The sequence below is a fragment of the Lentzea sp. NPDC060358 genome (genome assembly GCF_042725365.1).
Lineage (GTDB): Bacteria > Actinomycetota > Actinomycetes > Mycobacteriales > Pseudonocardiaceae > Lentzea.
On sequence record NZ_JBHXCW010000155.1, the window covers coordinates 1 to 18,732 of the forward strand.

Consider the following 18,732-nt stretch of genomic DNA (forward strand, 5'->3'; position numbering starts at 1 on the left):
GGGGGCCAGGGGGCGGAGCCCCCGACCAAGGGGGCAAGGGGGCGAAGCCCCCAAACACCGAAGACCCCGAAAAACTCACCGACGAACAGGAACCAGCCCGGTCTGCAAGGGCAGCAACGGAGCCACGACCCGGGCGAACGGCCCCCGGACCACAGCACCCCCGGGAGACTCGAAGGGCGCCCCGGCGTCGAAGACGTCGGGAACCCGGGCGAAGACGGCCCACCGCTCGTCCCAGGCCTGGACAACATCAAGACACCCACCGGGCAGGAACCGCGAGAGGTGCACCCCGGCGACCTCCCCGGTCTCCCCCAGCAGCGGAAGCAGCCGGAACCCGCCTTCCCGCCGCAACCGCCCGATCAACTCGACGCTGTCCATCTCACCGTCACATCCCTGGCTGGACCGTCACATCCCGGACTGGAGCCGCCGCAGACACCCCGGCCCGGTAAGCAGAGACCGCAGCATCCCGCTCCGCACCCGACCAGCCAAGGGGCTGGGCGATCAGTTCAGCCACCTGGCCCGCCACCGATACACCGAAGTCGAGGTGTTCCATGGCGATTCGCGTCCGGCGGGAAAGGACGTCGTCGAGTCCCAGGGCGCCTTCGTGGGTCACCGCGTAGACGATCTCCGCGGCGAGGTACCCGGCGACCGGCTCCGCGAGCGCGGGGTCCTGGGCGATCATCGCGAGGACGTCCGACACCGCAGACCCGTACCGGCGCAGCAGGCGCTCCACTGTGGACGTGGGCAGGCCGGACTCGGCGGCGACGCGGGCCCGGTCCGCCCACAGCTCGTGGAACCCGACTGCTCCGCAGAGGGGCAGCCGGGCGGTCAGGGACGGCGCGACGGCCTGGCCGAGGCCGGTGACGGCGGCGTTGACGACGTCCGCGGCCATCACCCGGTAGGTCGTGTACTTGCCGCCGGCGATGACGAAGAAGCCGGGTTCGGGCTCGGCGACCGCGTGTTCGCGCGACAGCTGCGCCGTGTCACCGGACGCACCGTCCAAAAGGGGCCGCAGTCCCGCGTAGGTGCCTACGACGTCGTCGGCGGACAGCGGGGTGCGCAGCACGGCGTTGACATGGTCGAGGATGTACGAAACGTCCTCGGGGGTGGCGGCGACGTCCTCGGGCGAACCGGAGTACGGGGTGTCGGTGGTGCCGATGATCCAGTAGGCGCCCCACGGGATCACGAACAGCACGGACTTCTCGGTCTGGGTGATCAGACCGCCGTCGAGCTGGATGCGCGACCGGTCGACCAGGACGTGCACGCCCTTGGACATCCGCACGTGGAACGGCGCGGTGCCGGGCGACATCGAGTTCAGCGAGTCGGTCCACACACCGGTCGCACTGATCACTCGGCGCGCACGCACAACATGCGTCACACCGGACAGTTCATCGCGGACGGACGCGCCGCAGACCCGGCCGTCGGTGCGCAGCAACGACGTCACCCGAGCGCGGGACACGACGGTGGCACCGTGCTGGGCGGCCGTCCGAACCAGAGTCGACACCAGCCGGGCGTCGTCCATCTGCGCGTCGTAGTACCGGATCGCGCCCGCGAAGGCGGAGGCGTCCAGCGACGGGCCGACGGCGGCCATCTTCGACCGGGACAGGTGCCGGTGCATCGGCACCGCCCCGGCGCCGCCGATCGAGTCGTACAGCAGGACGCCCGCGCCGACGTAGGCCCGTTCCCACTGCTTCTTCAGCGGGAAGAGGAACGGCACCGGCCGCACCAGGTGCGGTGCGAGCCGGCGCAGCAGGAGCCCGCGTTCCTTGAGCGCTTCCCTGACCAGCTTGAACTCCAGCTGCTCCAGGTAGCGCAGCCCGCCGTGGACGAGCTTGCTGGACCGGCTCGACGTGCCCGCCGCCCAGTCGTCTGCCTCGACCAGCGCGACGGACAGGCCGCGGGACGCCGCGTCGAGCGCCGCGCCGGCGCCGACCACACCACCTCCGACGACCAGCACGTCGAACTCCGTGCTGCCCAACGCTTCGAGCGAGTGCGCACGCCGAGCCGGATCCAGCCTCGCGAACAACTTCTTCAGCTCCTCTAGAAGGAAATCAGCGAACGTCGGCGTCGACCCAGTCGAACGACTTGGTGACGGCCTTCTTCCAGTTGCGGTACTCGCGCTCGCGCTCGTCGGCGGCGAGCTCCGGGGTCCAGCGCTTGTCCTCGGACCAGTTGGCGCGCAGCTCGTCGAGCGACGACCAGTAGCCGACGGCCAGGCCGGCGGCGTACGCGGCGCCGAGCGCGGTGGTCTCGGCGACGACGGGACGCACGACCGGCACGTCGAGCACGTCCGCCTGGAACTGCATGAGCAGCTCGTTGGCGACCATGCCGCCGTCGACCTTGAGCTCGGTCAGCGGCACGCCGGAGTCGGCGTTCATCGCGTCCAGGACCTCGCGGGTCTGGAACGCCGTCGCCTCCAGCACCGCCCGCGCGAGGTGGCCCTTGTTGACGAACCGGGTCAGGCCGACGACCGCGCCGCGGGCGTCGGAGCGCCAGTACGGCGCGAACAGGCCGGAGAACGCGGGCACGAAGTACGCGCCGCCGTTGTCCTCGACCGTCTTGGCCAGCGTCTCGATCTCCGCGGCCGAGCCGATGATGCCGAGGTTGTCGCGCAGCCACTGCACGAGCGAGCCGGTGACGGCGATGGAGCCCTCGAGCGCGTAGACGGGCGCCTCGTCACCGATCTTGTAGCAGACGGTCGTGAGCAGGCCGTTCTTCGAGGCGACCTTCTCCGTGCCCGTGTTGAGGAGCATGAAGTTGCCGGTGCCGTAGGTGTTCTTGGCCGTGCCGGGCTCGTAGCAGGCCTGGCCGAACGTGGCCGCCTGCTGGTCGCCGAGGATGCCCGCGATCGGCACGCCCTTGAGGACGCCGCCGGGGCCACCGGTGCCGTAGACCTCCGAGGAGGACCTGATCTCCGGCAGCATGGACACCGGGATGCCCATCTCACCGGCGATCTCGGCGTCCCACTGCAGGGTGTCGAGGTCCATCAGCATGGTCCGCGACGCGTTGGTGACGTCGGTGGCGTGCACGCCGCCGTGGGGGCCGCCGGTCAGGTTCCACAGCGTCCACGTGTCGGTGTTGCCGAACAGCAGGTCGCCCGCCTCGGCCTTCTCCCGGGCGCCCTCGACGTTGTCGAGAATCCAGCGGATCTTGGGGCCGGAGAAGTAGGTCGCGAGCGGCAGGCCGACCTTGGCCTTGTAGCGGTCGGCGCCGCCGCCGAGGGCGCCGAGCTCGTCGACGATCGCCTGGGTGCGGGTGTCCTGCCAGACGATGGCGTTGTAGACGGGCTCGCCGGTGTTCTTGTCCCACACCACCGCGGTCTCGCGCTGGTTGGTGATGCCGACGGCGGCGAGGTCACCGGTGTTGAGGTCGGCCTTGGCGAGCGCCTGGCCGATCACGAACCGGGTGTTCTCCTTGATCTCGACCGGGTTGTGCTCGACCCAGCCGGCCCTCGGGAAGATCTGCTCGTGCTCCTTCTGGCCCACGGCGACGATGGAGCCGCTGTGGTCGAAGATGATCGCCCGCGTGCTGGTCGTGCCCTGGTCGACGGCGAGAACGTACTGCGTCATCGGGTGAGGTCCTTTCGGGATGGTCAGGGGACGTCAGATCGCGATCGCGGCGACGACACCGGCGAGCGCGCCGCCGATGAGCGGGCCGACGACCGGCACCCAGGCGTAGCTCCAGTCGGAGTCCTTCTTGCCCACGGCCTCGCCGTCGGTGCCCTTGTAGGACAGCGGGAGGAGGGCGTGCGCGATGCGCGGGCCGAGGTCGCGGGCCGGGTTGATCGCGTAGCCGGTGGGGCCGCCGAGGGAGGCGCCGATGCCGACGACGAGCATCGCGACGGCCAGCGGGCCGAGCTGGGTGGGCGTCTTGCCGAACGCGAGGACGACCATGACCAGGACGAACGTGCCGATGACCTCGCAGACGAGGTTCCAGGCGTAGCTGCGGATCGCGGGGCCGGTCGAGAAGACGGCGAGCTTGAGGCCCTCGTCGGGCGTCTCGTCGAAGTGCGGCTTGTAGGCGAGCCAGGCGACGACGGCGCCGAGGAACGCGCCGAGGATCTCGCCGGCGAAGTAGACGAGCGTCGAGCCGAAGCCGACCGGCACACCGGGCGCGTACTCCGCGGCGCCGCTGGTGAGGATGCCGACCGTCACGGCGGGGTTGAGGTGCGCACCCGACTTGTACGCGACGTAGACACCGGCGAAGACGCCGAGACCCCAGCCGAAGTTGATCAGCAGCCAGCCGCCGTCGAAGCCCTTCGACTTGACGAGCAGCACGTTGGCCACCACGCCCGCACCCATCAACAGCAAGACGCCCGTACCGAGCACCTCGCTGACGAACACAGTCCCGAGACCCACGCTGGCCTCCCATTCGTCCTTGAACGGCTGATCACCCCGTGGTGACTGAGGCGGAACGTAATGACGAGCGTCACGCCTGCTCAACTGTCGCGTTTCGACAATGTCGACACCTGTGACCCCCGATGGTGTGACCAGCCGGTCACGCTGCGCGCAGACGTGGTGTTTTCAGGCCCGTGTCCAGGGGTGACGGGCGTCGTAGCTGTTCGACATTGCCGACACGGGTCGTCTCAATTACGTTTCTCGCGTGCCGGGACCCATCCAGTCGATCGAACGCGCCGCCGCCGTGCTGCGGCTGCTCGCCCGCGGTTCCGGCCACCACGGTCTCACGGAGATCGCCGACTCGCTCGGCCTGGCGCGGGGCACCGCGCACGGGATTCTCCGGACGCTGCAACGGGTCGAGTTCGTCGAGCAGGACCCGGCGACCGGCCGCTACCGCCTCGGCGCGGCGCTGCTGCACCTGGGAACGTCCTATCTGGACGCCAACGAGCTGCGGTCCAGATCGATCAACTGGGCCGACACGCTGGCCGCGCGCAGCGGCCAGGAGGTCCGGATCGGCATGCACCACGACGGCGCCGTGCTCGTCGTGCACCACGTGTTCCGCCCGGACAACTCCGTGCAGACCCTCGGCATCGGCGCGATGCTGCCGCTGCACGCCACCGCCCTGGGCAAGGTGCTGCTCGCCTACGACCCGGACCTGTCGGCGGCCGCACGCCGGCGGGAGCTGACGTCGCTGACGCGCCGGACCATCACGCGCACCCAGATGCTGGAGCGCGTGCTGACCGAGGTCCGCGCGCAGGGCTGGGCGGGCGAGGCCGAGGAGTACATGCCCGGCGAGGCGAGCATCGCCGCGCCCATCCGCATCCCCGGCGGCCTCGTCGTCGGGGCGATCGGCGTCTCCGGCGCGGCGGACCGGCTGTGCGACTCGGCCGGGCGGCCGCGCGCCACGCTGGTGCGGCAGGTCGTGCAGGCCGCGGAGTCCGTCACCACATCGCTCGTCGACGAGAACTGAGGGGCTCGCCGTGCAACGGTTCGTCATGTCGATCGACCAGGGGACGACGTCGACGCGCTGCATCGTGTTCGACCAGAACGCCCGGCTGGTCGCGGTCGCGCAGCGCGAGCACCGGCAGTACCACCCGCGTCCCGGCTGGGTGGAGCAGGACGCCGTGGAGATCTGGCGCAACGTCGACCGGATCATGCCGCAGGCGCTGCGGCAGGCGGGGATCACCGCCGAGCAGGTGGTGGCGCTGGGCATCACGAACCAGCGCGAGACGTTCGTGCTGTGGGACCGCCACACGGGTGTGCCGGTCGGGCGCGCGATCAGCTGGGAGGACATCCGGACCGAGGAGCTCGTCGCGCAGCTGGGGAGGAAACCGGGCATCGAGGAGGTCCGCGACCGCTGCGGCCTGCCGCTCGCGACCTACTTCTCGGCGCCCTCGCTGCGGTGGATGCTCGACAACGTCGCGGGGCTGCGCGCCAAGGCCGACCGCGGCGACGTCCTGTTCGGAACGATGGACACCTGGCTGATCTGGAACCTCACCGGCGGCGTGAACGGCGGCCTGCACGTCACCGACGTGACCAACGCGTCGCGGACGATGCTGATGAACCTCTCGACGCGGCAGTGGGACCCGACGCTGCTGGAGTTCTTCGGCGTGCCGTCGTCGATGCTGCCGGAGATCCGCCCGTCGACCGAGATCAGCGGCGTGACGACGCGGGTCGTGCCGGGCATCTCGATCACCGCGGCGCTGGGCGACCAGCACGCGGCGCTGTTCGGGCAGACCTGCTTCGAGAAGGGCTCGATCAAGGGCACCTACGGCACCGGCGGGTTCCTGCTGATGAACACCGGCACGGAGCTGGTGCGCTCCAAGCACGGCCTGCTCACCACGATCGGCTACCAGATCGGCGGTGAGCCGGCGTACGCGCTGGAGGGCTCGATCGCCGTCGCCGGGTCGCTCGTGCAGTGGTTCCGCGACAACCTCGGCCTGATCCACTCCGCGCCGGAGATCGAGACCCTGGCGCGCACGGTCAAGGACAACGGCGGCTGTTACATCGTGCCCGCGTTCTCCGGCCTGTTCGCGCCGCACTGGCTCGCGCAGGCGCGCGGGCTCGTCGTCGGGCTGACGTCCTACATCAACAAGGGCCACCTGGCGCGGGCCGTGCTGGAGGCGACCGGCTGGCAGACCCGCGAGGTGGTCGACGCGATGAACGCCGACCTCGGGTCGCCGACGCCGGTGCTCAAGGTGGACGGCGGCATGACGGCCGACCACCTGCTGATGCAGTTCATCGCGGACGTCCTGGACGTGCCGGTGATGCGCCCGCTGGTGGCGGAGACGGTGTCGCTGGGCGCCGCCTACGCCGCGGGGCTCGCCGCCGGGTACTGGCCGGACCTCGAAGGTCTGCGCCGCAACTGGCACCTGGCCGCGCGGTGGAACCCGGTGATGGACGCCCGGCACCGCGAGGACGAGTACGCGAACTGGAAGCGGGCCGTGGAACTCACGTTCGCGTGGGCCCGCTCCAGTCCGTCCACTTAGGAACGCTGCTTGCGCACCCACGCGGCCACGTCGTCCGCCGCGATCGGCAGCGCGTCGCTCAGGACGTCCGCGCCGTCGCTCGTGACGACGAGGTCGTCCTCGATGCGCACGCCGATGCCGCGCAGCTCCGGCGGCAGCGTCTCGTCGTTGGGGTGGAAGTAGAGGCCCGGCTCGACGGTCAGCGCCATGCCGCGTTCGAGGATGCCCTGCTGGTAGGTCTCCTGGCGGGCGTCGGCGCAGTCGTGCACGTCGAGGCCGAGGAAGTGGCCCGTGCCGCAGACGATGTAGCGCCGGTGGTGCTGGCCGGACGGGTCGAGCGCCTTGTCGACGCTCACCGGCAGCAGGCCCCAGTCGTGCAGGCCCTCGGCGAGCACCCGCATGGCGGTGTGGTGGAAGGCGCTGTAGTCGTTGCCGGGCCTGACCTCCGCGAGCGCCGCGACGTGCGAGGCGTGCACGAGGTCGTAGACCTTGCGCTGGGCGTCGGAGAACTCGCCGCTCACCGGGAACGTGCGGGTCACGTCGGCGGTGTAGAGGGAGTTCATCTCGACACCGGCGTCGAGCAGCAGCAGGTCGGCGTCGTTCACGCGGCCGTCGCAGCGCGTCCAGTGCAGCACCGGCGCGTGCGGGCCGGCGGCGACGATCGAGGTGTAGCCCGGGCCGTTGCCCTCGGTGCGCGCCCGGCGGTCGAACGTGCCCTGCAGCCAGCGCTCTCCCCCGCCGCGCACGGCCTGGCCGAGCTCCATCGCGACGTCGGCGAAGCCCTTGACGCTCGCGTCGACGGCCTGGCGGAGCTGGTCGACCTCCCAGTCGTCCTTGATGCGGCGCAGCTCGGACAGGGTGGTGCGCAGCTCGTCGCTGTGCGACCCGGTCAGCGCGTCGAGCAGCGGGTCGGCGCCCTTGGCCGTCAGCGTCTCGGGGTGGCGGCCGCGCAGCGCGGTCGCGAGGTCCTCCAGCGGCCGGGCGGTGAGGCCCAGTGCCGCGCCCCACTCCTTCGGGCCGGCCGCCGCGCCGATCCAGAACGGGCTGCGGTCGGCGTCACCGAAGAAGTCGACGCTGTGGACCTCCGACGGCACCGGCACGAACAGCGTGGCGTCGTCGTCCGACATCACCAGCACCGCGCCCTCGACCCGGCACCCGGTCAGCCACACGAAGTCGCTGTCGGCGCGGAACTCGTGGAACGTGTCGTTGGACCGGACGTGCGCCCGCCCCGCCGCCAGCGCGATCCGCTTGCCCGGCAGCGCCTGCGCGAGCCTCGCCCGGTGCTCCCGGGCGGCCTCCGCGGTGCCGCGCGGCAGGTCGATCGAGCTGTCCCACTCGCCCCAGCCGTCGCGGACGTACGAGCGGAACCCGTCCGCCTCCACCAGTTTCGCCATGTCGCGGCGTGTCCGAGCCAATTCGCGTCCCTCCAGAGTGGTCCTGATTACCACTCTTCCCCCTGCCGCGGGGGTCCCGCCAATCCGGATCGGGGATAGCCTCGGCCTATGGAACTGGAGATCCGGCACCTGAGGGCGGTGTGCGCCATCGGCGACGCGGGCAGCCTCTCCCGCGCGGCGACCCAGCTCGGCATCTCCCAGCCGTCCCTGACCACCCTGCTGCAGCGCGTCGAACGCCTGGTCGGCGGCAGGCTCTTCGACCGCGGGCGCGCCGGAGCCGTCCCCACGGCCCTCGGCGCGCAGATGCTCCAGCGGGCCCGGCTGCTGCTGGTGGAGCTGGACGCGTTCGGCTCGGACATGACCGGGCGCGACGGGCCGGTCCGCTTCGGCTCGGTGCACATGGAGTGCGTCGCACCGCTCTACGAGCGCCTGGAGCAGCTGCTCGACGACGTGACCATGGTCGTCGACGCGTCCTCGACCGGCCTGGCCCTGGCCCTCGCGAACGGCCACCTCGACGCGGCGGTGATCGCCGTCGACGAGGACGGCGACCTGGGCCTGCCCCGCGGCGTCGGCCAGCGGATCGTGGTGTCCTGGGTGCCGGTCCACATCGCACTCCCCGCCGCACACCCCCTCGCCGCACGCCGGGAGGTGGAGCTCGCCGACCTGGCCGACGCGGCGTGGGTGGGCCCGCCGGGAGCCGAGGACGGGTCGCTGACGGCCCTGCGCGCGGCCTGCCGGGCGGCCGGCTTCGTGCCGCGGATCCGGTTCGAGATGCCGAGCGGCGCCGGCCGTCAGCTGATCGCGGCGGGCAAGGCCGTGCAGCTGGTCGAGCCCACGTCGCAGGGCGGCCCGGGGGTGGCCGTGCGGCCGCTCGCGGGGTCGCCGATGCGGATGCGGCTGGTGTTCTGCTGGCGCCGGGAACGGCTCACGGGCACCCGCGCCGGCCGCGTGTTCGCCGAGGTGCTGGAGGCCTACTCGGCGCAGGCGCTCGCGAGCCCGGTGTTCCGGCCGTGGTGGCAGGAGCGGGGCGCGGCGCTCACCGCGGCCGACTGACCCCGCCCACATAGTCCGCCACTATGGTGCGGCTCACTCCGGCTTGGCCGGCTCCGCGAACAGCAGGTGCCGCACGTGCGCGGGCCCCTCGGCGAGCGACCGCGCCGTCTCCTGGTTCTGCCGGTCGACGACCGTGCCGCGCTCCACGTGCTGGCGCAGGTGCTCCTGCCAGGTCGCCACGGTGAACGTCTCCAGGAACGTCCCGGGCTTCTCCGTGTCGCGGAACAGGCCCCACATCGTGGCGCCCGTGCGGCGGCGCGCCCTGCCCACGCGCTGCATCGCGTCGATGAACTCGGCCTCGTTCTCGGGCGCCACCGGCCACTCGACCGTCACCAGCACCGGGCCCGCGTCGGTGTCGTCGATCTCCGGCGGCTCCTCCCAGTACGTGGCCGGGCTGACGTCGAGCGGGCGGTCGATCAGCGGCAGCCACTTCGTCGCCGCGACCACGAGGACCGCCATCGCCACCGCCGGCACGATCATGGCCGTCCTGAGCCCGTAGGCGTCGGCGATCGCGCCCCACACCACCGCGCCGAGCGCCTGACCGCCCATCAGGATCAGCTGGTAGTAGGCCAGGGCGCGGGCCCTCGTCCAGGCGGGCAGCATGATCTGCGCCGAGGCGTTGAACGTCGACAGCGTCGCGATCCAGCACGCCCCCGTGAACAGCATCGCCACGATCACCAGCGCCATGCTCGCGCTGAGCACCGCCGTGCTCGTGGCGGTCGCGTAGACGAGCGTCGCGAACAGCACCAGCCGGTTCTTGCTCATGCGCTGCAAGAGCTTCGGCACCACGAACGCGCCGCCGATCGCCCCCGCGCCGACGCTGCCGAGCAGCACGCCGTAGCCGCTCGCGTCGAGGCGCAGCGGGCCGCGCGCGATCGCCGGCAGCAGCGCCCACAGCCCGCTGCCGAACACGATGAACACCGTGAGCCGGGCCAGCACGCGCCGGAACAGCGGCGAGCTGCCCACGTACCGCGCGCCGGTCCGCAACGCCGTGGTGATGTGCTCGGCGCCGAGCGGCCGGTTGTCCGACGGGCGCTTCCAGCGCGCCAGCACGACCAGCACGCCGAGGAACGACACGGTGTTGAACGCGAACGTCGCCTCCGGGCCCGCCAGCGCGATCAGCAGGCCGCCGAGCGCGGGACCGATCGCGCGGCCGACGTTCATGTTGACGCCGTTGAGCAGCGCGGCCTGCGGGATCTCCTCGCGCGACACCAGTTCCGGCTGGATCGCCTGGAACGACGGCATCGACAGCGCCTGCCCGATCGCCATCAGCGCGAGCAGCCCGAGCAGGCTCGGCGGTGACGCGCTGCCCGTGCCCGCGAGCAGCATCAACCCGCCCGCGCCGAGCAGCATCAGCGCCTGCCCGCCCAGCAGCACGTGCCGGCGGTCGAGGATGTCGCCGAGCGCCCCGGCCGGGACGACCAGCAGGAACACCGGCAGCGTCGTGGCGGTCTGCACGAGCGCGACCTGCAGCGCGGTGCCGCCGAGGTCGCCCATGAGCCACTGCGCGCCGACGGTCTGCGCCCAGGTGCCGATGTTGGAGGCGAACTGGGCGAGCCACAGCGCACGGAACGCGCTGCGGCGCAGAGGCGCCCACGGGGAGACGGTCACGGCTCGATCTTCACACCTCGGGGTGTGCCTCGCCGAGCACGTGAGCGGCTCCGCGATCGGACTGCCGGGGAGGGTTGAGTTTGGTCTGCACTGAAGCCATCGTGCACACCATCACCAAATCACCCCGTTGGCGGTACCCAGTGCGCCGACCTCACACATCGGCACGACGCCGTCTCAACAGGAGTGGCAGGCTTGTGAGTTGGGTCACAGCACGGGTGTGAACGGCCCGCTCCCCGCACGGGGACAGGCCGGTCCGGCCCGTTCGGACCGGGGGCTGAGAGCGCTCCCAGAACCTGGGCAAACAACTGTTCAAGTGCGCCGACGGTTCCGGGGCCGTCGCCCGCCCGGTCCACCACCGCCAATTGTGAACATTCGGCCCGACCGGGTGTGTATCCGATGAATCGTGAACACGTGTCCGGAATCTGCTCGATACTGCGCGCACAGCCGCCAGAGGAGAGAGGTCCGAGCACACGTGATCACGCCCGAGTACTTGCTGTCGACCCGCGAGTTCGAGGTGCTGTGGCAGACGCTGCGGCTCGGCAGGATGCCGTACCCGCTCGACGTGCCCAGCGAGGGAGACACCGAGAAGGAGCGCAAGGCGTTGCAGGACAGGACGCTCGCGGAGCTCCGCCGGCGCGGCATCGGCGACGACGCGCGGCTCGAGGACCTGATGAGGGTACTCGACGACCACGTGGTGTCCGTCGACGCCGTCGCGGGACTCGACCGGACCGTGCGGGCGCTCGCCGCGTCCAACGGCAACCAGGCGGTGGTCGCGGTGATCGACGGCGGCAACGTCGGTCTCACGGAGATCAGGCCCACCGGGCTGGCCAGGGAGATCGTCCGCGTGCTCCCCGCGGGCGAGGCCGGTCCCGGCAGCGCCCTGTCCGTGCGGCTGGAGACGTTGCAGCAGGCCGTCGCGCTGCAGGAGGCCGAACCGGACGACGACGACTCCGAGGACCCGTGGGGTGCCGCGGACGACGAGCTCGACGACCGGCAGGCACTGCTGAAGGCGGGACTGTCCGCACAGGACGCGCGGCAGATGGACGAGCTCGCGTCCAACCGCGTCGCGGGCGGTCAGTTCGGCGTGACGCACGGGCGGCACCGCGCGGACGTGGTCATCAACTGGTTCGACACCCACCAGGGCCGGTACCTGATGGTGCGCTCCGACGGCTGGCTGAGCCTGTCGCCCAGCGACAACGACCGAATCGCAACTCGAATCGACGCCGTTCTGGCGTGAGGGGGATTTCCGTGGATCCGTTGGCTCCGTTGGACGGAAGCCGGATGGCCGGGGTCGATCCCGACCAGTGGATGCAGAACATGCAGGCGAAGGCGGACGACCTGGCGGCGAAGTCCGCCCAGCTGCAGATGGACATGGCCCACGCGTCGGCCACCGTGATGTCGAAGGACCACGCGGTCCAGGTGACGATCGCGCCGACCGGTGCCCTGCAGAACCTCCAGCTGACCGACTACGCGGCGGGCCTGAGCCCGCAGCGCCTGCAGGCGTCGATCATGGAGGCCGTGGGCAAGGGGCAGCGCGCGGCCTCCGAGAAGATGCTCGAGGCGTTCGCGCCGCTCGGCGCGGGCACCGAGTCGATGGACCTCGTCATGTCGTACCTCCCGCCCGCCGTGGAGGACGAGGAGGAGGACTCGCAGTACGGGTACGACGACGACGGGTACGCCACCCAGGAGCAGCAGCCCGCGGCCCAGCAGCCGCAGCAGGCACCGCCCGCGCGGCGGCGCCCCGCTCACGACGACGATGACGAGGACGGCCAGCCTTGGTGACCTCATCCACCCCTGCCGTGCGAGGGGACCGCTGATGGCCGGTCAGTTCGACGTCGATCCCGAGGGGATCAAGGCGTTCGCCACGAACCTCGACTCCATCGTGGCCCAGCTCGAGACGTCCAAGGGCGTGCTCGGCAACGTCCACTTCGACCCGCTGGTGTTCGGCATCGTCGGCCAGATCTTCGCCGCCGCCGCGCGCGTCGAGGTGAAGAAGGCCGAGGAGTGCATCGGCAAGTACGAGTCCGGTCTGCGCGAGGCGGCGAAGAACGCCCGCCTCACCGCGGACACCTACACCAACACCGACCAGGGCAACGCCAAGACGTTCTCCGGAGGTGCCTGATGGTGCAGGGCCTGACGTGGACCCCGGGCTTCGGCGAGGGCACCGAGCTCAACGACAAGTTCTCCGGCGCGGGCATGGTCGACACGGTCGCCGGCCTCGTGAAGGCGGTGCAGGAGCAGGACAACGCCTCGATCGCCGCCTACAGCGTCGGTCTCGCGTTCGACATCGTCGGCGCGGCGCTCAACCCCCTCGGTGCCGTCATCGGCGCCGGTGTCGGCTGGCTGATCGACCACATCGCGTTCCTGCGCGAGCCGCTCGACCTGCTGATCGGCGACAACATCGCGATCCGCCAGGAGACCGAGAAGCTCAAGGACGACGCCAAGAACTACGAGGGCCTGGCGTCGGGTCACCTCGCCGCCCTCAAGAAGCTCGACGGCTGGGCGGGCGAGGCGGCCGACCGCTTCCGCTCGACCATGGCGCACGTGTCCAAGGAGCTCGAGGCCATCGGCTCCGCGGTCAACGCCTCCGCGAAGCTGATGGGCACGATGGGCGCCTGCGTGACCGCCGTGCGCTCGCTCGTGCGCGACATCATCGCCATGGTGATCGGCAACCTGATCGGTGGCGCGCTGATCGCCGCGGGCCTCGCCCCGATCACGTTCGGCGCGTCGATCGTCGCGTTCATCGGCACCGCCGTGGCGACCGCACTCGAGGCGCTGTCGCGGATCATGCGGCACGTCACGAAGCTCAAGTCGCTGATCACCTCCTCCTCCAAGGCCGCCGACGACCTCGGCACCGCGCTGGCGAAGATGGGCGACGACGCGGCCCGCTTCGGCAAGGGCGGTGCCTCCTCCGGCGCCTCGACGCCTCCCCCGGTCAAGCCGCCGGGCGACACCCCCACGATCAACGGTGGTGGCGGCGCGGGTGGCGCCAAGCCCCCCGCCGGCGACGCCCCGCCCGTGCAGAAGCCACCGGACGTCCCGGGCGGCCCCGGCGGCGGCGGTGGCGGCAAGCCCCCGGCCGGCGACGCGCCTCCCGTCCAGAAGCCACCGGACGTCCCGGGCGGCCCTGCCGGCGGCGCGGGCGGCAAGGGCGACGCGCCCGAGCCTCCCCCCGTCCAGAAGCCGCCGGGCGACTCCACGGGCACGGCCGGCGTGAAGCCGCCGGACACCCCGTCGGTGAAGCCGCCGGACATGCCGGCGCCTCCGCCGCCCGCGGTCACGAAGCCGCCGTCGGACATGCCGGTTCCGCCGCCGGTGCCCCCTGCCGGTGGTGCCAAGCCCCCGTCGGGCGGCGGTGGCGCGGGCGGGGGCAAGCCGCCGGCCGGCATCAAGCCGGACGACCTGCCGAAGCCCCCTCCGCCCGCGGTCACCAAGCCGCCGTCGGACAACCCGCTGCCGCCGGGAGGGACGCCCAAGCCGGACAGCCCGCCCCCGGCCGTGCCGAAGCCGGACGACGCCGCGCCGAAGCCACCGGCGACGCCGAAGCCCGACGACGCGGCTCCCAAGCCGCCGGCCACGCCCAAGCCCGACGACGCGGCACCGAAGCCCCCCGGCGACAGCGGTGCACCCAAGCCGCCGGGTGACAGCGGCGCGCCCAAACCGCCGGGTGACAGCGGCGCGCCGAAGCCCCCCGGCTCGGACGCACCCGGTACGCCGCCCAAGCCGGACGACGCGGCCCCCAAGCCGCCCGGCTCGGACGCTCCCGGTGCTCCCGGCACGGGTGGCGGCAAGCCGCCGTTCTCGTGGGCCGAGGTCAAGAACCACGTGGACGACCTCAGCAAGTTCGGCAAGCAGCACCTGGACGAGGTGCTCACCACGAAGTTCGGCAAGACGCCGGACGAGGCCGCGAAGATCAGCCAGTGGATCAAGAACTTCGAGGAGCTCGCCGCGCCCGGTGGCCACTTCACGGTGGCGGGCAAGGCGTTCGCCACGGGTTCGGTGCTGCACATGGTCCACGAGCTCTGGAAGGAACTCGGAGCGGACAAGCACGGCCAGAAGGAGAACGAGGGCTTCCTCGGCGACCTGAAGGAGCACAACGCGCAGCTGTGAATTCCACAGCATCCAACTGATCCAAAACGGGCATCGCGGGCGTACTCTGTGGGGTGCGCCCGCTTTGTCGTCCAGAGCCAAACGATTCAGCCGATCCGGTGATGGACGAAGCGGTGCGTGACGAACCTCAAGACCGCCCTAAATCAACCCTGTTCCGCTATGTGATTTGGATCACAGCAACCCTCGGAGCATGCCCGATTCCGGGGTGTGAACAGGGGCGGGAAGCCCACTCGGGCACCAGGCGGAGAGCGCTCCCACAACCAGGGGAAACGATCACCTCCGTTACACGTCGTTCACCTGGTGGTGGCCCGTTTGAGTGTGTTGGGACGCATTGTGAACGTGGGTCTCAATTGGTAACTCGCGCGCGAGAAAGCGAGCGATGCAACAAGGAACCCCCGATACTGCCCGCATGTACATCGTCGGTGACAACGACGCTGTCCCGCTCAAGGACACCGTCACCTCGGGTCAGGTGCAGCTCGACCCGGCTGCGGGTGAAGAGCTGCGCAAGCAGTTCCAGGCCCAGATCGACCAGGTCGACTCGTGGCTCGAGCGCGCCAACACCAGCATCGCGCGTCCGGCGCCGCTGGGCGCCAACCCGGTCGGCGACAAGATGCGCGACAAGTTCACCCACCGGGCGGAGGGTGAGCAGTACTCGTTCGTCAGCGTCATGACCGCGTACCGCACGGTCCTCGAGCAGACGAAGAACTCGATCGTGACCGCCATCGAGAACTTCACCCGCCTCGACGAGGAACAGCAGATCGAACTGAAGAAGCACATGGGTAACAGCTGAGCTCCGTGCCAGCTGGGTCCACCGAAGCGAGAGGCGAGCCGGTCATGCCCCCCGAGACCGACCCCAGTCAGATCGAGAACGTCCCGGTCCTCACGGACCCCCAGAACTGGGCGTCGCGATCGCACCAAGAGCTCTACGCCGCGGTGCACAACAACAACGACCCCGGCCAGGCCGGCCAGATCAGCTCCGACTGGAGCAAGTACGGCAACGAGCTCACCGAGGCGTCGCGGACGATCAACTCCGTGATCACCTCGTCGGAGTCCAAGTGGACGGGTGCGGCCGCCGAGGCCGCCCGCGACGCGATGAAGAAGCTCGGGGACTGGGTCGACGAGACCGCGAAGACGGCCGTGGAGGTCGGCGGCAAGGTCGCCGACCAGGGCCGGGTGATGGAATCCGCCCGCGCGCAGATGCCCGCCCCGATCGAGTTCGACTACAACAAGGCGGCCGCCGCGCTGTCGCAGCCGGGCACGCCCGCGTTCGTGGCGGCGTCCATGGACATCGCCCTCGCGAACGCCGCGTCGCGCGCCGCGCACGACCAGGCCGTCACCGTCATGACCGACATGGAGTCCAACTCCCGGCAGATCGACTCGTCGGTGCCCGCGTTCAAGCCGCCGTTCAACCCGAACACCGGTCAGGTCGAGGAACCGGTGATGGCCGTGGCGCGCTCCGGCGCCGCTCCGGCTCTGGGTGGCGTCGACGCGTTCATGTCCGGCCGGACCGAGACGTCCAGTGCCGTCGCCGCCCCGCCGAGCGTCAACGGTGGCGCGGGTGCCGGTGCGGGCGCGGGCGCCGGTGGTGGCGCGGGTGCCGGTGCAGGTGCGGGTGCCGGTGGTGGCGCGGGTGCCGGTGGCGCGGGCGTGAACCAGCCCGCCGCGGCGAGCTACAACCCCGCCGCTCCCGGCTACGCGGGTCCCGGTGCCACGGGCGCCGGCGGCGGTGCGGGTGGCGGCGGTGGCAGCTACACGCCGCAGATGCCGAACTACAACCCCGGCACCACGAACACCTCGGCCTCGACGTACACGCCGACCGCGCCGAACTACAACCCCGCCGCGAGCACGGGCACCACGTTCACCAGCGGCAGCGGTGGCGGCACCAGCACGTACAACCCGCAGATGGGCGGGTACACCCCCGGCGGCACGGGCGGGACGACGAACAAGGGCGGCGGCAACCAGCAGTACACGCCGCAGATCCCGAAGGTCCCGACCGTCGGCAAGGACATCACCAACCCGAACTACGTCCCGCAGAACCCGAAGTTCAACCCCTCCGCGCCCGGCTACACCGGTCCCGGCGGGACCGGCGGCTTCGGTGGCGGCGCGGGTGGTGGCGGCGGTGCCGGCGGTGGCGGCGGCGCGGGCATGAAGGGCGGCCCCATGCCGTTCACCCCCTCCATGGGCGGTGGAGCCGGCGGCGGTGGCGGTGGCGGTGCCTTCGGCGGCGGTGCCGGTGCCGGTGGCGCCGGTGGGTCGATGACCCCCGGTGGTTCCGCGGGTGTGCAGGGCCAGATGCGCGGCGGCATGCCGATGGGCATGACCGGTCCCGGCGCGGCCGGCGCCGCGGGTGCCGGCATGGGCGGCGCCCCGATGGGCGGCGCACCCGGTGCCGGCGGCAAGGGCGACGACGACAAGGAACACCGCTCCGCCAGCTACATCATGGGCGGCGACCTGTTCGAGGTCCCCGGCGAGAACCTGCCCCCGTCGGTCATCGGCGCGGCCAAGGCCAAGAAGCAGAAGGGTCCTGACGCGTCGTGATCACGCCGGAGTTCCTGCTCTCGCCGCGCGAGTTCGACGTCCTGTGGCACGAGCTGCGGCTCGGCCGGATGCCGTACCCGCTGGACGTCCCGAGCGAGGGCGACACCGAGCAGGACCGCCGGGTGCTGCGCGAGAACACGCTGGACGAGCTGCGCCAGCGCGGCCTGGTCGGCAACCAGCGGCTGGAGGACCACCTCCGGCTGCTGGACGACCACCGGGTCTCCGTCGACGCGGTCGCGGGGCTCGACCGGACCGTGCGGGCGCTGGCCGCCTCCAACGGCGACCGGGCCGTCCTCGCGATCATCGACGACGGCCGGGTCGGGCTGCTGACGATTCGCGAGACCGGCATCGCCCGCGAGATCGTGCGGGTGCTGCCCGACGGCGAGCCCGGTCCCGGCACGGCCGTGAACGTGCGGGTGGAGACGCTGCGGGAAGCGGTCGCGATCAAGGAGGCGGAGGAGAAGAGCGACTCCGACGACTTCTTCGCCGCCTCCGAGGACGAGGGGGACGACCGCAACGCCCTGCAGCAGGCGGGGCTGTCCCCCCAGGACGCCAAGCAGGTCGGCGAGCTCGCGGCCAACCGGGTCGCGGGCGGCCAGTTCGGCGTCACCCGCGACCAGCAGCGGTCCGGTGTCGTGATCAACTGGTTCGACACCCACCAGGGCCGTTACCTGATGGTCAACTCGGACGGCTGGCTGAGCGTCTCGCCGACCGACAACGACCGCATCGCCACCCGTATCAACGCTGTGCTCGCCTGAACTTTTTCGCGACGCAGTTGAACCACCGCCGCCGGAGGACCGTGTGACATCCGCGAACCCGTACCAGTGGGTCGAAGAGTACGAGGCCAAACTGGCCGACCTGAAGCAGAAGTCGGAGAACCTGACCGAGAACTTCGCCGCAGCGTCGGCGACCGTGACGTCGAAGGACGGCGCGGTCACGGTGACGGTGGGTCCGAACGGCGGCCTGCAGAACCTGCAACTGGGTCACCGCGCGCTGGAGCTGGGCGGTCCCCGGCTCACGGCGGTGATCCTGGAGACCGCGCGCAAGGCCCAGAAGCAGGCGGCCGAGCAGGTGCTCGAGCTGTTCAAGCCGCTCGGCGAGGGCACCGAGGCCTACCAGATGGTCTCGGACTCGATCCCGTCGGACGACGACGAGACCGAGGAG

17 protein-coding genes are annotated in these 18,732 nt (G+C 71.3%); 11 read left to right on the top strand and 6 right to left on the bottom strand.

Features of this window, described 5'->3' with window-relative positions; genetic code table 11:
• Positions 1–75: 75 nt before the first annotated feature.
• The 4 genes from ACFWGZ_RS27595 to ACFWGZ_RS27610 are packed head-to-tail and all read right to left on the bottom strand — an operon-like array spanning position 76 to position 4,355.
• The gene (locus ACFWGZ_RS27595) at positions 76–375 is read right to left on the bottom strand and encodes a hypothetical protein (protein WP_382454489.1); all 300 of its coding nucleotides are present in this window, start codon (positions 373–375) and stop codon (positions 76–78) included.
• A gap of 7 nt (positions 376–382) precedes the next feature.
• Positions 383–2,023 (bottom strand): glycerol-3-phosphate dehydrogenase, encoded by a 1,641-nt coding sequence (gene glpD, locus ACFWGZ_RS27600; RefSeq protein WP_382454490.1) that lies wholly within the window; start codon positions 2,021–2,023, stop codon positions 383–385.
• Positions 2,024–2,048: 25 nt separating this feature from the next.
• On the bottom strand, positions 2,049–3,566 hold the full coding sequence (gene glpK, locus ACFWGZ_RS27605) for a glycerol kinase GlpK (RefSeq protein ID WP_382454491.1): 1,518 nt from the start codon (positions 3,564–3,566) through the stop codon (positions 2,049–2,051).
• Between the two features lie 33 nt (positions 3,567–3,599).
• Positions 3,600–4,355 (bottom strand): MIP/aquaporin family protein, encoded by a 756-nt coding sequence (locus ACFWGZ_RS27610; protein WP_382454492.1) that lies wholly within the window; start codon positions 4,353–4,355, stop codon positions 3,600–3,602.
• Positions 4,356–4,599: 244 nt separating this feature from the next.
• Here ACFWGZ_RS27610 and ACFWGZ_RS27615 point away from each other — a divergent pair, with 244 nt between their 5' ends.
• Both ACFWGZ_RS27615 and glpK (ACFWGZ_RS27620) read left to right on the top strand, forming a co-directional pair.
• A complete protein-coding gene (locus tag ACFWGZ_RS27615) occupies positions 4,600–5,364 on the top strand; it encodes an IclR family transcriptional regulator (RefSeq protein ID WP_382454493.1) in 765 nt (254 codons plus the stop codon).
• Between the two features lie 25 nt (positions 5,365–5,389).
• Positions 5,390–6,883 (top strand): glycerol kinase GlpK, encoded by a 1,494-nt coding sequence (gene glpK / locus ACFWGZ_RS27620; protein WP_382454505.1) that lies wholly within the window; start codon positions 5,390–5,392, stop codon positions 6,881–6,883.
• On the opposite strand, the gene ACFWGZ_RS27625 is transcribed toward glpK (ACFWGZ_RS27620), so the two are convergent.
• Entirely contained in the window at positions 6,880–8,256 is a 1,377-nt protein-coding gene (locus tag ACFWGZ_RS27625; RefSeq protein WP_382454494.1) for an aminopeptidase P family protein, read from the bottom strand. The genes glpK (ACFWGZ_RS27620) and ACFWGZ_RS27625 overlap by 4 nt on opposite strands.
• Before the next feature lie 108 nt (positions 8,257–8,364).
• On the opposite strand from ACFWGZ_RS27625, the gene ACFWGZ_RS27630 reads away from it, so the two are divergent.
• Positions 8,365–9,309, top strand: coding sequence for a LysR family transcriptional regulator (locus tag ACFWGZ_RS27630; protein WP_382454495.1), 945 nt, complete (start codon positions 8,365–8,367; stop codon positions 9,307–9,309).
• Positions 9,310–9,342: 33 nt separating this feature from the next.
• Here the strand turns inward: ACFWGZ_RS27630 and ACFWGZ_RS27635 are convergent, their stop codons facing one another.
• The gene (locus ACFWGZ_RS27635) at positions 9,343–10,920 is read right to left on the bottom strand and encodes an MFS transporter (protein WP_382454496.1); all 1,578 of its coding nucleotides are present in this window, start codon (positions 10,918–10,920) and stop codon (positions 9,343–9,345) included.
• Between the two features lie 472 nt (positions 10,921–11,392).
• On the opposite strand from ACFWGZ_RS27635, the gene ACFWGZ_RS27640 reads away from it, so the two are divergent.
• The 8 genes from ACFWGZ_RS27640 to ACFWGZ_RS27675 form a co-directional block, all read left to right on the top strand.
• Positions 11,393–12,157, top strand: coding sequence for an ESX secretion-associated protein EspG (locus ACFWGZ_RS27640; RefSeq protein ID WP_382454497.1), 765 nt, complete (start codon positions 11,393–11,395; stop codon positions 12,155–12,157).
• Between the two features lie 44 nt (positions 12,158–12,201).
• Positions 12,202–12,702 carry a YbaB/EbfC family nucleoid-associated protein gene (locus tag ACFWGZ_RS27645; RefSeq protein WP_382454498.1) on the top strand — a complete coding sequence of 167 codons (501 nt, stop codon included), beginning with the start codon at positions 12,202–12,204 and terminating at the stop codon, positions 12,700–12,702.
• A 34-nt stretch (positions 12,703–12,736) separates the two neighbouring features.
• Complete coding sequence (locus ACFWGZ_RS27650; RefSeq protein WP_382454499.1) at positions 12,737–13,042, top strand: type VII secretion target; 306 nt, start codon at positions 12,737–12,739, stop codon at positions 13,040–13,042.
• Complete coding sequence (locus ACFWGZ_RS27655) at positions 13,042–15,030, top strand: hypothetical protein (RefSeq protein WP_382454500.1); 1,989 nt, start codon at positions 13,042–13,044, stop codon at positions 15,028–15,030. Before ACFWGZ_RS27650 ends, ACFWGZ_RS27655 begins: the two co-directional genes overlap by 1 nt.
• 409 nt (positions 15,031–15,439) lie before the next feature.
• Positions 15,440–15,820 (top strand): hypothetical protein, encoded by a 381-nt coding sequence (locus tag ACFWGZ_RS27660; RefSeq protein WP_382454501.1) that lies wholly within the window; start codon positions 15,440–15,442, stop codon positions 15,818–15,820.
• A 44-nt stretch (positions 15,821–15,864) separates the two neighbouring features.
• Positions 15,865–17,568: a PPE domain-containing protein gene (locus ACFWGZ_RS27665; protein ID WP_382454502.1), complete on the top strand. Its 1,704-nt coding sequence runs from the start codon at positions 15,865–15,867 to the stop codon at positions 17,566–17,568.
• Complete coding sequence (locus tag ACFWGZ_RS27670) at positions 17,565–18,326, top strand: ESX secretion-associated protein EspG (RefSeq protein WP_382454503.1); 762 nt, start codon at positions 17,565–17,567, stop codon at positions 18,324–18,326. The genes ACFWGZ_RS27665 and ACFWGZ_RS27670 overlap by 4 nt, the downstream gene beginning before the upstream one ends.
• A gap of 43 nt (positions 18,327–18,369) precedes the next feature.
• On the top strand, positions 18,370–18,732 hold a 363-nt coding region (locus tag ACFWGZ_RS27675), incomplete at its 3' end, for a YbaB/EbfC family nucleoid-associated protein (RefSeq protein ID WP_382454504.1).

Coding starts and splice junctions, on each gene's coding strand:
- ACFWGZ_RS27645 (WP_382454498.1), top strand. CDS start 12,202: ATGGCCGGGGTCGATCCCGACCAGTGGATGCAGAACATGCAGGCGAAG.
- ACFWGZ_RS27630 (WP_382454495.1), top strand. CDS start 8,365: ATGGAACTGGAGATCCGGCACCTGAGGGCGGTGTGCGCCATCGGCGAC.
- ACFWGZ_RS27655 (WP_382454500.1), top strand. CDS start 13,042: ATGGTGCAGGGCCTGACGTGGACCCCGGGCTTCGGCGAGGGCACCGAG.
- ACFWGZ_RS27625 (WP_382454494.1), bottom strand. CDS start 8,256: ATGGCGAAACTGGTGGAGGCGGACGGGTTCCGCTCGTACGTCCGCGAC.
- glpK (WP_382454505.1), top strand. CDS start 5,390: ATGTCGATCGACCAGGGGACGACGTCGACGCGCTGCATCGTGTTCGAC.
- ACFWGZ_RS27665 (WP_382454502.1), top strand. CDS start 15,865: ATGCCCCCCGAGACCGACCCCAGTCAGATCGAGAACGTCCCGGTCCTC.
- glpK (WP_382454491.1), bottom strand. CDS start 3,566: ATGACGCAGTACGTTCTCGCCGTCGACCAGGGCACGACCAGCACGCGG.
- ACFWGZ_RS27595 (WP_382454489.1), bottom strand. CDS start 375: ATGGACAGCGTCGAGTTGATCGGGCGGTTGCGGCGGGAAGGCGGGTTC.
- ACFWGZ_RS27660 (WP_382454501.1), top strand. CDS start 15,440: ATGTACATCGTCGGTGACAACGACGCTGTCCCGCTCAAGGACACCGTC.
- ACFWGZ_RS27650 (WP_382454499.1), top strand. CDS start 12,737: ATGGCCGGTCAGTTCGACGTCGATCCCGAGGGGATCAAGGCGTTCGCC.